The sequence below is a fragment of the Nonomuraea africana genome (assembly GCF_014873535.1).
GTDB lineage: Bacteria > Actinomycetota > Actinomycetes > Streptosporangiales > Streptosporangiaceae > Nonomuraea > Nonomuraea africana.
Map to the genome: position 1 here is coordinate 2,838,327 of NZ_JADBEF010000001.1, position 11,577 is coordinate 2,849,903.

Genomic DNA, 11,577 nt, shown 5'->3' on the forward strand with positions numbered 1-11,577 from the left:
TTAATCTACCGCACATGACGTGGAATGCCCAGCGCCCGAGCCCCATGCCCTACCACCGTTACCAGTCCTTTGACGAGCGGGTCGAGGTGCCGCTCACCGAGCGCGCCTGGCCGGGCAACCGCCTCGACCGGGCGCCGCTCTGGGTGCCCGTGGACCTGCGGGACGGCAACCAGGCGCTGGCCGAACCCATGGACACCACGCGCAAGCGCCGCCTGTTCGACCTGCTGGTCAGGATGGGCTTCAAGGAGATCGAGATCGGCTACCCCTCGGCCAGCCAGACCGACTTCGACTTCGTCAGGCACCTGGCCGAGAGCGATGCCGTCCCCGACGACGTTACGCCGGTGGTCTTCACCGCCGCCCGCCGCGATCTGATCGAGCGGACCTTCGCCTCGATCGAGGGGCTGCCGCGCACGGTCGTGCACCTGTACACCGCGACCGCGCCGGTCTGGCGCGAGGTGGTGCTGGGCAGGACCAGGCCCGAGATCCGCGCGCTGATCAAGGACGCGGCCGAGCACATGGCCAGGCTGGCCACGGCCGGCACCCGCTTCCAGTTCTCGCCCGAGGTGTTCAACCTCACCGAGCCCGACTTCGTGCTGGAGGTCTGCGACGGCCTCACCGAGCTGTGGGACGCCTCGCCCGACCGGCCCGTGATCCACAATCTGCCGGCCACGGTCGAGATCGCCACCCCGAACGTCTACGCCGACCAGATCGAGTACATGCACAGGCACCTGGCCAGGCGTGAGTCGATCATCCTGTCGGTCCACCCGCACAACGACCGGGGCACCGGCGTGGCCTGCGCCGAGCTGGCCGTACTGGCCGGGGCGCAGCGGGTGGAGGGCTGCCTGTTCGGCACCGGCGAGCGCACCGGCAACGTCGATCTCGTGACGCTGGCCATGAACCTCTACGCGCAGGGCGTGGACCCGATGCTGGACTTCTCCGACATCGACGCCATCCGCGAGACCGTCGAGGCGTGCAACAGGCTGCCCGTGCACCCGCGCCACCCCTACGCCGGCGAGCTCGTCTACACCGCCTTCTCCGGCACCCACCAGGACGCCATCAGCAAGGGCCTGGCCCACCAGAAGCCCGACGAGCCGTGGCGGGTGCCGTACCTGCCGATCGACCCGGCCGACGTGGGCCGCGGCTACGAGGCGGTCATCCGGGTGAACAGCCAGTCGGGCAAGGGCGGCGTCGCGCACCTGTTGCACACGCACTACGGTCTCGACCTGCCCGTACGGCTGCGCGCCGAGTTCGCGGCCGTCGTGCAGGCGGCCACGGACGGCAGCGGCCACGAGGCGACGCCGCGAGACCTGTGGGAGCTGTTCGAGGCCACCTACCTCGACGCTCCCGCGATGGCCTGGAGCACGTTCGAGGCAGCGCCCGGCGAGCATCACTTCAGCTGCGAGCTGGGCGAGGGCGTCGGCAACGGCCCCCTGTCCGCTCTCGTCGACGCCCTGCGCGGGGCCGGGATCGACGTGGACATCCTGCACTTCGCCGAGCACGCGACGGCCGCGGGGCCGGACAGCCCCGCCATCGCCTACGCCGAGTGCAGGGTGGCGGGCACGACCTGTTGGGGCGCCGGTCAGGACACCTCGGTGTTGACCGCCTCGGTGCGGGCCGTCCTCTCCGCCGTCGCCAGGGCGCGGCGTGGACGTGCGGCGGCGGCGACCGTGGCCAGCGCCGCCACGGCGGGCGCCTGATAGCACGTATTGGAACGATCGGTTTAATATTGTCCGGACCGGCACGGCTCCCCGCCGCAGGTGTCGGCCACCACACCGGTCTTGAGGAAGATGGCCTTCTGCAGCTGCGCCTCGGGGGTGCGGCGCGGGTCGGAATGCGGGTCGGCGCCCTCGGTAGGCGGGGTGTTGGTGAGCGGAGGGGCGGGCGTGCCGCTGTCCCAGACCACCATGGCCGAGCCCGGGTGCACGGGGCCGCGCATGGGCCTGATCCCCCAATACGGCACCACGTCCGGGCTGCGTCCCGGCGCGAGGGCGGGGGTGCGCAACCTGGCGCCGATCGTCCTGGCCTCGACGTCCGCGCTCACCTGCGCCACCTGGTGGTCGCCGAAGGCCACGTGCATGAGCACGCGGTGCCTCGGGGTGCCGCGCAGGGGGTCGTCGGTCATGTGGGCGGCGTAGCCGTTGGCCTCTCCCCTGTCCCACAGCATCTGCATCAGCGCGAGGATGATCTGCTGCTCGAGCCGGTCGGGGTAGGCCCGGTCGAGCACGGCCTGGAACGGGCCCGCGTCGGAGCTGCGGTTGAACAGCGTGCTGTAGTTCATGCCGGTTACCCCGAGCACGCCGCGCCCGATGTCGGTGGACAGGGCCACGAGCGCGCCGCCGAGGATGCCGCCCTGGCTGTTGCCGTCGAACACCAGGCCCTCGCGCGCGTCGATCAGCGCCCTGCCGTCCTGCCGCTGGAAGGCGGGGTGGGCGGTGAAGCCGTCGCGGGCGGTCATGGCGCGGCCGAGGTACATCGCGTTGACGAAGCCCTGCTGGGTGCGGTCAGGGATGGTGTGGAAGCGCGACAGGTCGGCGAACGTCGACACGACGTGCGGCACGTCCTCGTCGGCCATGCCGATCCACTTGGTGGCGCAGAAGACGAAGCCGTGCTTCTGCGCCATGGTCTTGACGTTGTCGGCGCCGACCTCGGCCTGCCTGCCGAGCAGGCCGTGGCCGTACAGGGCGGCGCGGGCGGAGCGCTCGAAGGCCACGCGCGGCACCTCGCAGCGGAACGGGGCGACCTGCTCGTTGCCCGGCAGCCTGGCGGGCCGCCCGTCCGGACCGTAGTGCAGGCCGGACCCCGGAGGGCCGCCGGGCCTGTCGAGATAGCTGGGCACCTGGAACGTGCCCTCGATCCTGCGCCCTATCCTGTCGTCCTGCTCGGGGGTGAAGTCGGTGACGGCGGTGACCTCGAACCTCGGCGACCCGCCGCGCAGCTGCCGTAACGCGTCGTCGCGCATGGTCAGCGCGCGTTCGGTCAGGCCGCGCTCGCTGGCCACCGTGAAGTCCCAGGCCAGGTAGAGGCCGTCGCGGCCGATGCCGTGCCGGGCCAGCCTGGACAGCAGGCGTCCCCTGCCGTCGGGGTCGTCGCCGGCGAGGATCCGCGCGTACACCGCGCCGGGCGGGATCGGCGCGCCGCCCGCGTCGCGCAGGTGCCGCAGCACGACCGCGTACGTGCGGCCCTCGCGCAGGTTGCGCGCGGGACGCACGATGAGCGCCCGCCGCTCCGGAGTCGAGGCGTTGGCGTCCAGCTCGGCCCAGTACGGCCAGCGCTCCCCCGTCTTGACGTCGACGAGCACGATCGGCGCGTCCCGATCGAGGGACCTGCCGATGTCGGTGATCGGCGCGGCGCCGGTCGCGGTCAGGTCGAGGCCGGGCACCCTGGCGAGGATCATGGAGCCCGGCGAGAAGCCGTCGCTCCTGTTCCACTCGGCGGGCGCGATCGGCACCCCCGCGGCGTTCTTCGGCATCGTCTCGGCCGACAGCGCGACGCGCCGTCCCGTGTCGGTCGTGGGGTCGGCGACGGTGAACCAGTCGTTGGGGAAGGGCAGCAGGCACGCGGCCGGATCGATCGGATCACAGGGCGGCGCGGGCTCCTGCGGCGCGGCGGCCCCGGTGAGAAGCGCGGCGACGAGCAGGGCGGCGGCACAGACGGCGGGCAGGCGCACGGTCACGATCTGGCACCTCGGCGGGTCGTGGAAGGGCGCTCATCATCGGCGCGCCCTCACCGGGTCGTCAATGCCTTTGTGACGGGTCACAGGAATGGCCGCCCCGGTTTGCCGCGTGGCCCAATTCACAGATCCGCGAGCCCCCCTCATGGTGTGTGCCATGCAGCGACGTGCCTTCCTCTTAGCCGTGTCCGCCGCCGCCTTCTCCGGCTCCCTCTGGCAGGAGGCCGCCATGGCCGCCGCGGGCGAGAGCCCGTACGGGCCGCTCGGCCCCGCCGACGCCAACGGCGTCGCCCTCCCGTCCGGCTTCACCAGCAGGGTGGTGGCCCGCTCGGGCCGGCCGGTCGGCGGCCTGCTGTGGCACCCCGCGCCCGACGGCGGGGCCTGCTTCCCCGACGGCACCGGCTGGATCTACGTCTCCAACTCGGAGATCCCGCTCGCCGGCGGCGCCTCGGCGATCAGGTTCGCCGCCGACGGCTCGATCACGCGGGCCTATCGGATACTCAGCGGCACCAACCTCAACTGCGCGGGCGGCGCCACCCCGTGGGGCACCTGGCTGTCGTGCGAGGAGATCTTCCGCGGCAAGGTCTACGAGACCGACCCGTACGGCACGCGCCCCGCCCAGCCACGCGGCGCGATGGGCAGGTTCAAGCACGAGGCCGCCGCCTGCGACCCCGACCACCGCGTCGTCTACCTCACCGAGGACGAGCAGGACGGCTGCTTCTACCGCTTCCGCCCCACGACCTGGGGCGACCTGTCGAGCGGCCGCCTCGAGGTGCTCTGCGAGGGCCCGGTGTGGCGCGAGGTCCCCGACCCCACACCGGGCGCGCTCCAGCGGCAGACCCGCCACCAGGTGAGCCAGGCCCTGCACTTCGACGGCGGCGAGGGCTGCCACTACGCGGGCGGCGTCTGCTACTTCACCGCCAAGGGCGACCGCAAGGTCTGGGCCTACGACGCGAACGCGGGCACACTGGGCTCGATCTACGACGGCGGCGGCACTCTCGACGGCGTCGACAACATCACCGGCACCCGCGCGGGTGACCTCTACGTGGCCGAGGACGGCGGAAACATGGAGATCAACATCATCACGCCCGACGGGATCGTCGCACCCGTGCTGCGCCTCGACGGCCAGAGCAGATCCGAGATCACCGGCCCCGCCTTCTCCCCCGACGGCTCCCGCCTGTACTTCTCCTCCCAGCGCGGCACCAGCGGCGAGGCGGCGGGCACGGGCGGCATCACCTACGAGGTCACCGGACCCTTCCGCCACTAGCGCCAGAACGACAGGAACCCCCCATGAGCCTTGCCGCAGTCCTGCTGCCGATCGCCCTCGCCGTCATCATGTTCGGCCTCGGGCTGGGCCTCGCGCCCGCCGACTTCCGCCGGGTGCTGCAGTACCCGAAGGCCAGCCTCATCGCGCTCGCCTGCCAGGTGCTCGTGCTGCCCGCCGTCTGCCTCGGGCTCGTCCTGCTGTTCGGCCTGCCGCCGGTGCTGGCGGTCGGCATGATGCTGCTGGCCGCCTCACCGGGCGGCACCACCGCCAACCTCTACAGTCACCTGTTCGGCGGCGACGTCGCGCTCAACGTGACGCTCACCGCGATCAACTCCGTGCTCGCCGTCTTCACGCTGCCGCTGATCACGAACCTGTCGATCTCGTTCTTCGCCGCCGAGGCGGGCACGCTCGGCCTGCAGTTCGACAAGAGCGTGCAGGTCTTCGCGATCGTCCTGGTGCCCGTGGCGATCGGCATGCTGGTCAGAGCCAGGTTCACCGGCTTCGCCGACCGCATGCACACCCCCGTGAAGATCACCTCGGCGGTCATCCTGGCGCTGGTGATCGTGGCCTCGGTGCTTCAGGAGCTCGACAACATCGGCGGCTACATCCGCGACGTCGGCCTGATCACGCTGCTGTTCAGCGTCATCAGCCTCGCCGTCGGCTACTGGGCGCCGAGGGTGTTCAGGGTGGGCAGGCGCCAGGCGATCGCCTCGTGCATGGAGATCGGCATCCACAACGCGACGCTGTCCATCACCGTGGCGGCGGGGCTGCTCGGCAACACCCGGATGGCCATCCCCTCGGCCACCTACGGCGTGCTCATGTTCTTCACCGCCGCCGTGGCGGGCTTCCTGCTCAGGGCGACGAAGGAGGAGCCGGTCGCGGCCGGCTCATGACGCGGCGCGCGGCCAGCGCCGCCCCGATGCTCTGCAGGTGCGTGGGGTCCACCGGGTCCAGACCGGTCAGCGCGACGGCCCTGCGCAGCCGGTAGTCGACCGTGTTGGGGTGCACGTGCAGCCGCTCGGCCGTCCGGCGCCGGTCGAGGCCCGTCTCCAGGTAGACGGTGAGCGTCTGCAGCAGGTCGGGGTTGTCGGTGAGCGGGTCGAGCAGCCTGGCCAGGCCGCTCATCGCCTCGCTCGGCCTGGTCAGCTGATACTCCAGCAGCACGTCGGCGAGCCGGTAGAGGCCGGGCGGATGGTGGAACAGGTGCACCACGTCGAGCACCTCCTGGGTCAGCCTGGCCGCCGCCGCCACCCCTTCGGGCGGCGCCACCTCGCCCGCCGCGCGCACCTCGGCCCCCGCCGCCTGGCCAATGGCCGCCACCAGCGCGCCGGCCGAGCCCCACGCGAGATCGGGCACGAGAATGAGCCCGCCGGTCGGGTCGAGCAGCGACAGCACCGGCTCGGCGGAGAACCTCTGCGCGGCGTCGCGCAGGCGGTGCAGCCTGCGTCGCGCCGCGATCGCCGCGGAGCGCTCGCCGGGATGTGGGCCCAGCGTCACCGCGAGCACCAGGTAACGGGCCGCGAGCCTGATCCCGGTGGCGGCCTGCGGCTCGCCGCCGAGCAGGGCGGAGATGGCGGCGTGCCGGGCGTGCTGCTCCTGCCGTACCAGACTCTCGCGTTCGTGCTGGTAGGCGGCGCAGACCGCGGCGGTGACCGCCTCGGTGTAGCCGAGCATCAGCCGGCCTGCGGCCAGCGCGTCGGCCAGGTCCTCGGGTGCGGCGCCGGCCAGCACGTGGTCCCAGACGCGCCCCGCGCCCAGGTGGTAGGCGGCCAGCATGGCCTCCAGCGGCACGCCCTCCTGCGCCCTGCGGACGGCAGAGGCCCGCAGCGGCGCCAGCTCGGCCGCCGTCGGCGCCCGCCGGTCGCGCAGCAGCCTGACCACCAGGCGCAGGTTCAGCTCGGTGATCTGGACGATGTCGCCCGCGAGCTCTTCCTCGGGTAACTCCCGGTAGAAGGGGATCTCCGCCACGAAGCCGCGGACCAGCTCGCGGGCGAGCCTGACCACCTGCCGGTCCAGGACCTCGTGGACGGCACACCCCGACAGGCGCAGTGGTTCGGACATCGGCCGGCTCCCAGGTGTCGCGACGACTCACCAGGATGCCAGGAACGGCCGGGCCGCCGGGTTCACGGTGAGGTCTCAATCCCGCCAGCGTCCAGGGGCCGCGCGTTGCTGAAGTGGAGCACGTGTCCACCTCAACCACGTCCACCGACATCCCCGCCGCCACCACGCGCTCGCCGCTGATCGGCTGGCTGGCCGTCGTCTCCGTCATGCTCGGGATCTTCTCCATCGTCACCGCGGAGATCCTGCCGATCGGCCTGCTGACCGCCATCGGGTCGGACTTCGAGATCTCCGACGGCGCCGCCGGGTTGATGATGACGATGCCCGGCATCCTCGCCGCGGTCGCCGCCCCCGCCGTCACCGTCGCGACGGGACGGCTGGACCGGCGGTGGATGCTGTGCGCCCTGATGCTCCTGCTCGCCGTCGCCAACTTCCTGGCCGCCGCCGCGACCTCCTACTGGGTCATGGTGGTGTCCAGAGTGCTGGTCGGCCTCGTCATCGGCGGGTTCTGGTCGATCGGCGCGGGCCTGGCCGCACGCCTGGTGCGGCGGGAGCGGGCCGGCACGGCCACCGCGGTGATCTTCTCTGCCGTTCCGCTGGGCTCGGTGCTCGGCGTGCCCGCGGGCACTCTCGTCGGACACCTCGCGGGCTGGCGGGCCGCCTTCGTCATCATGGGGGCGCTGACGGTCGCGGTCCTCCTCTCGCTGATCGTGCTGCTGCCGCCGCTGCCCGCCGAACAGGCGACCAGGCTGAGAGTGCTCACCGGCCTGCTGCGCGACAGGGGCGTGCGGGCCGGGCTGGTGCTGACGTTCCTCGTCGTGCTGGCCCACTTCGGCACCTACACCTACGTGACGCCCTTCCTCCAGCAGGTCACCGGCGCGAGCCCGGCCGTGATCACGACCTTCCTGCTCGTGTACGGCGTGGCGGGCATCGCCGGCAACTTCGTGGCGGGCGCCACGGCGACGCGCGCGCTCGGGGCGACGTTCGCCGTCAGCGGTGGCCTGATCGCCTTCGCGACCCTGCTGCTCCCCGTGCTCGGGACGAGCCACCTCGGCGCGCTCGCACTGCTCGTCGTGTGGGGCCTGGCCTACGGCGCGGTGCCCGTCTGCTCCCAGACCTGGTTCGCCGCCTCCGCGCCGCACGCGGCGGAGGCGGCGACCATCCTGTTCACCTCGTCCTTTCAGGCGACCATCGCCGCCGGCGCCCTGCTCGGGGGTGTGGTGGTGGACGCCGCCTCCCCCTCCGCGGTCATGGCGCTCGGCGGCGCGGTCGCCGTCCTCATGGCGCTGTGCGCCTGGGCTGCTGCTCGGCCAGATGGTCGAGCTCGCTGGCCACGTCGGGTATCGACCTGACGCCGACCGGCGGGTTGTCGGCGGTCTGGTGCAGCCCAGGCCGGCCCGCCTCCACCGCGAACGACGCCCTCGTGCTGACCGGCGCGCCCGGCCGCGAGACGTAGGGGACGACCCGGTAGTCGACGGTCAGCGCCTGCGGGGTGGCGGTGGCGCGCACGTAACCGCGCTGCACGTTGTGGAACTTCAGGTGCGGGTTGGCGGCGAGGAAGGTCTGGCCGAGCCGGTCCTGGTCGGCGCCGTCCCTGCCGGAGGAGATGGAGGTGCCGGCGAACTCGACGCCCATGACGGGCGAGTTCGGGTCGTCGAAGTTCGTCCTGAGCTCGGCGGCGAGGCTGCGATGGATGTCGCCGGACAGGACGACCGGGTTGCGCACCTCCCGCTCCACCATGCCGGTCAGCAGCCGGTCGCGGGCGGCGGCGTAGCCGTCCCACAGGTCCATGCCGAAGGACTGCACGTCGGGACTGGCGTCGTGGTCGAGCGGCGCCATCAGCAGCTGCTGCGCCACCAGGTTCCACGTCGCGTGCGAGCGGTGCAGGCCGTGGAGCAGCCACTCCTCCTGGGCGGCGCCGAGCATGGTGCGGGCCGGGTCGAGGCGGTCGGCGCAGCCGACGACCTCGCCGTCGCCGCACGGCTGGTCGTCGCGGTACTGGCGGGTGTCGAGCACGCTGAAGGAGGCCAGCCTGCCGAACGTGGCCCGGCGGTAGAGCCGCATGTCCGGACCCCACGGCATCGACGAGCGGCGCAGCGGCAGGTGCTCGTAGTACGCCTGGAACGCCGCTGCCCGCCGCTGCAGGAAGACCTCCCTGTCCTGGTCGGGCTCCTTGTCGATCTGGGAGATGTCCTTCGCCCAGTTGTTCTCGACGTCGTGGTCGTCGACCGTGACCATCCAGGGGAACATCGCGTGCGCGGCCTGGAGGTCGGGGTCGGTCCGGTAGAGGGCGTGCCTGTTGCGGTACTCGGTGAGCGTGAAGGTCTCCTTCAGGTACTGCTCGGGCAACCGGACGCCGCGCACGCCGCCGGTGGCGCCCACGCCGTACTCGTAGAGGTAGTCGCCGAGGTGGAAGACCACGTCGAGGTCCTCCTGCGCCAGATGCCTGTAGGCGGTGTAGAAGCCCTCGTACCAGTTCTGGCAGGAGACGAAGGCGAAGGCCAGACTGCTCAGGTCGGCGCCGGGCGGCGGGGCGGTCTTGGTCCTGCCGACCTGGCTGATCTCACCACCGGCGCGGAAGCGGTAGAAGTACTCCCTGCCGGGGCGCAGCCCTTCCAGCTCGACGTGCACGCTGTGCCCGCGCTCGGGCGTGGCCCTCGCGACGCCCTCGCGGACGACCCGCGTGAACCCCTCGTCCTTGGCGACCTGCCACTCCACGGGCACGGCCTGGTCGGGCATGCCGCCCCTGCCGTCCACCGCCAGCGGGTCGGGCGCCAGCCTGGTCCAGAGCACCACCCCGCTGGGAGTCGGGTCGCCCGAGGCGACGCCGAGGGTGAAGGGGGTGCCGCTGGCGGCGGAGGCCGAACCGGCCCAGCCCGGGATCGCGGCGGCCGAGCCCGCCACTAATGTGGCGGTGAGGAATCCACGACGACTGAAATTGCGCATTCGTGCTCCTGTGCGTCCGGAAAAACGGCGCACCAAGCACAACAGCACAAAGTGTTCAAGAGGTGGGGCTTTCATAACATCGTGCTAAACGATCTCCAGCCAGGCCTCTGTCGCGGGAGAACCTTCCGATGACCGGCGGGATTCACCTGAGCCGGCGCGCGCCCTCCGAGCGGCGGACGTTGGCTCCATCCTGTAGGGCGGCGCTGATGGTCGGCTGAGGGTTCGCTGGGGGTAGGCGGGCCCCGGCCGACCGCCGTGCGTCGCACGCCAGCCGATGAGCAACAGGGTCGGTCGGCCGCGCGCGGGCCGTGTCGCCGGCGATCGGCCGCAACTGGTGGGAGTCGGTACGGACCATGTCGGCCAGGGAGGAGGGATGAGCACACCGATCCGTACGCCCTTGTTGCCGCGCAGCAGCGCGGGCAAGGCGCCGAAGGTGACCGAGTGTGTCGACGGCAGCGGCGGCACCAGGCCGAGGATCCCGACTGCCGCGAAGGCGGTGCGTCATCCGCCGAAGTCGCCGATCAGGGTTCCGGCGGGGATGCCGACGACGGAGGCGGTGGAGACCCCGCCGAAGATGACCGCGGTGGCCCGGGCGACGTGCCGGTTCTGCACGAGCCGTACGGCCAGGCCGCCGGCGATCGCCCAGAAGCCGCCGACGCTCACCCCGATCGCCAGCCGTGCCACGAGCACGACGGTGAAGTTCGGCGCGATGGCGCTGACCAGGTTGGCGACCGCCATGAGGCCGGTCAGTACGGCCAGCAGGACCCGGCGGTCCACCCGGGCGGCGGACACAGTGATCACTGGCGCCGAGATCCCGGCGAGCAGGCCGGGGACGGTCACTATCAGCCCGGCCGTCCCTCAGATACGCCCAGAGCCGAGCTGATGGGGGTGAGCAGGCCCACGGGCAGCAGTTCGGAGGTCATCAGGGAGAAGATCCCCAGGGTCACGCGAGAACCGCGAGGCAGCCCGTCCGAGTGACGACGGTGCTCATCAGAGCCTCACCTGCATCCGCTCACGCATGGAGGGGCCGACCGGCATCCAGGTGTCGCGGGCCGGAAGCTGGCCCGCGAAGCCCTCCGGGCGGGGCTCTTCGACGAGGATGGCGGCTGCCTTCATGACGTTCTCCTCAAGGCGTCGAGCAGGCCCTCGGCGTCCAGATCTGCGGGGGTTTGGTGGTGGTAGAAGGCGACGGTCTCCTCGACGATCACCGCTTCGAGCGCGGTGAAGACCGGGCGTAGCTGCTCGACGGCCCGCAGCCCGCCGCTGGCTTCGCCGTAGGAGACGAAGGCGACGGGTTTGCCCCGCCACTCCTCGCGGTACCAGTCGATGGCGTTCTTGAGAGAGGCGGGAAAGCTGTGGTTGTACTCCGGTGTCACGACCACGAACGCGTCCGCCTCGGCCAGCCAGGGCCGCAGATTCTCCACGGCGGGCGGCCCGGCGGGGCCCTCCGCCGGAAAGACGGGAAAGTCCACGGGCATGACCGCCGGCAGCCAGGCCTCGGCCAGGTCGATGACATCCACGTCGAGGTCGTCTCGGCGGCACGCCCTGGTATGGAACCAGGCCGCCGCGGTGGGGCCGAACCTGCCCTGCCGTACGCTGCCGATGATGATCGCGAGTCGCATCCCGCCTCCTCTCG

10 protein-coding genes are annotated in these 11,577 nt (G+C 71.9%); 4 read left to right on the forward strand and 6 right to left on the reverse strand.

The features are described from left to right. Positions 1 to 14: 14 nt before the first annotated feature. Positions 15 to 1,697, forward strand: coding sequence for a 2-isopropylmalate synthase (locus tag H4W81_RS13345; RefSeq protein WP_192775100.1), 1,683 nt, complete (start codon positions 15 to 17; stop codon positions 1,695 to 1,697). Positions 1,698 to 1,720: 23 nt separating this feature from the next. Here the strand turns inward: H4W81_RS13345 and H4W81_RS13350 are convergent, their stop codons facing one another. Next, a complete protein-coding gene (locus H4W81_RS13350; protein ID WP_192775101.1) occupies positions 1,721 to 3,673 on the reverse strand; it encodes a hypothetical protein in 1,953 nt (650 codons plus the stop codon). Between the two features lie 154 nt (positions 3,674 to 3,827). Here H4W81_RS13350 and H4W81_RS13355 point away from each other — a divergent pair, with 154 nt between their 5' ends. Together H4W81_RS13355 and H4W81_RS13360 are read left to right on the forward strand one after the other, a co-directional pair. Then, positions 3,828 to 4,937, forward strand: coding sequence for an alkaline phosphatase PhoX (locus H4W81_RS13355; protein ID WP_192775102.1), 1,110 nt, complete (start codon positions 3,828 to 3,830; stop codon positions 4,935 to 4,937). A gap of 23 nt (positions 4,938 to 4,960) precedes the next feature. Continuing rightward, positions 4,961 to 5,830: a bile acid:sodium symporter family protein gene (locus H4W81_RS13360; RefSeq protein ID WP_192775103.1), complete on the forward strand. Its 870-nt coding sequence runs from the start codon at positions 4,961 to 4,963 to the stop codon at positions 5,828 to 5,830. On the opposite strand, the gene H4W81_RS13365 is transcribed toward H4W81_RS13360, so the two are convergent. Next, complete coding sequence (locus tag H4W81_RS13365) at positions 5,790 to 6,998, reverse strand: PucR family transcriptional regulator (protein WP_192775104.1); 1,209 nt, start codon at positions 6,996 to 6,998, stop codon at positions 5,790 to 5,792. The two genes, H4W81_RS13360 and H4W81_RS13365, sit on opposite strands and share 41 nt — an antisense overlap. Positions 6,999 to 7,120: 122 nt before the next feature. Here H4W81_RS13365 and H4W81_RS13370 point away from each other — a divergent pair, with 122 nt between their 5' ends. Further along, entirely contained in the window at positions 7,121 to 8,347 is a 1,227-nt protein-coding gene (locus H4W81_RS13370; protein WP_192775105.1) for an MFS transporter, read from the forward strand. Here H4W81_RS13370 and H4W81_RS13375 read toward each other — a convergent pair. The 4 genes from H4W81_RS13375 to H4W81_RS13385 all read right to left on the reverse strand — a co-directional run bounded on the left by H4W81_RS13375 (position 8,274) and on the right by H4W81_RS13385 (position 11,563). Continuing rightward, complete coding sequence (locus H4W81_RS13375; RefSeq protein ID WP_192775106.1) at positions 8,274 to 9,941, reverse strand: alkaline phosphatase D family protein; 1,668 nt, start codon at positions 9,939 to 9,941, stop codon at positions 8,274 to 8,276. The genes H4W81_RS13370 and H4W81_RS13375 overlap by 74 nt on opposite strands. A gap of 501 nt (positions 9,942 to 10,442) precedes the next feature. Continuing rightward, positions 10,443 to 10,742, reverse strand: a complete 300-nt coding sequence (locus tag H4W81_RS13380; protein ID WP_318781715.1) for an MFS transporter — start codon at positions 10,740 to 10,742, stop codon at positions 10,443 to 10,445. A 189-nt stretch (positions 10,743 to 10,931) separates the two neighbouring features. Further along, positions 10,932 to 11,057, reverse strand: a complete 126-nt coding sequence (locus H4W81_RS48555) for a hypothetical protein (protein WP_264083159.1) — start codon at positions 11,055 to 11,057, stop codon at positions 10,932 to 10,934. Next, a complete protein-coding gene (locus H4W81_RS13385; protein WP_192775107.1) occupies positions 11,054 to 11,563 on the reverse strand; it encodes an NADPH-dependent FMN reductase in 510 nt (169 codons plus the stop codon). Before H4W81_RS13385 ends, H4W81_RS48555 begins: the two co-directional genes overlap by 4 nt. Between the last annotated feature and the right edge of the window lie 14 nt (positions 11,564 to 11,577).

Excerpts from the sequence above, each read along its gene's own strand:
- H4W81_RS13355 (WP_192775102.1), top strand. The coding sequence starts at position 3,828 with ATGCAGCGACGTGCCTTCCTCTTAGCCGTGTCCGCCGCCGCCTTCTCC.
- H4W81_RS13345 (WP_192775100.1), top strand. The coding sequence starts at position 15 with ATGACGTGGAATGCCCAGCGCCCGAGCCCCATGCCCTACCACCGTTAC.
- H4W81_RS13360 (WP_192775103.1), top strand. The coding sequence starts at position 4,961 with ATGAGCCTTGCCGCAGTCCTGCTGCCGATCGCCCTCGCCGTCATCATG.
- H4W81_RS13365 (WP_192775104.1), bottom strand. The coding sequence starts at position 6,998 with ATGTCCGAACCACTGCGCCTGTCGGGGTGTGCCGTCCACGAGGTCCTG.
- H4W81_RS48555 (WP_264083159.1), bottom strand. The coding sequence starts at position 11,057 with ATGAAGGCAGCCGCCATCCTCGTCGAAGAGCCCCGCCCGGAGGGCTTC.
- H4W81_RS13385 (WP_192775107.1), bottom strand. The coding sequence starts at position 11,563 with ATGCGACTCGCGATCATCATCGGCAGCGTACGGCAGGGCAGGTTCGGC.
- H4W81_RS13375 (WP_192775106.1), bottom strand. The coding sequence starts at position 9,941 with ATGCGCAATTTCAGTCGTCGTGGATTCCTCACCGCCACATTAGTGGCG.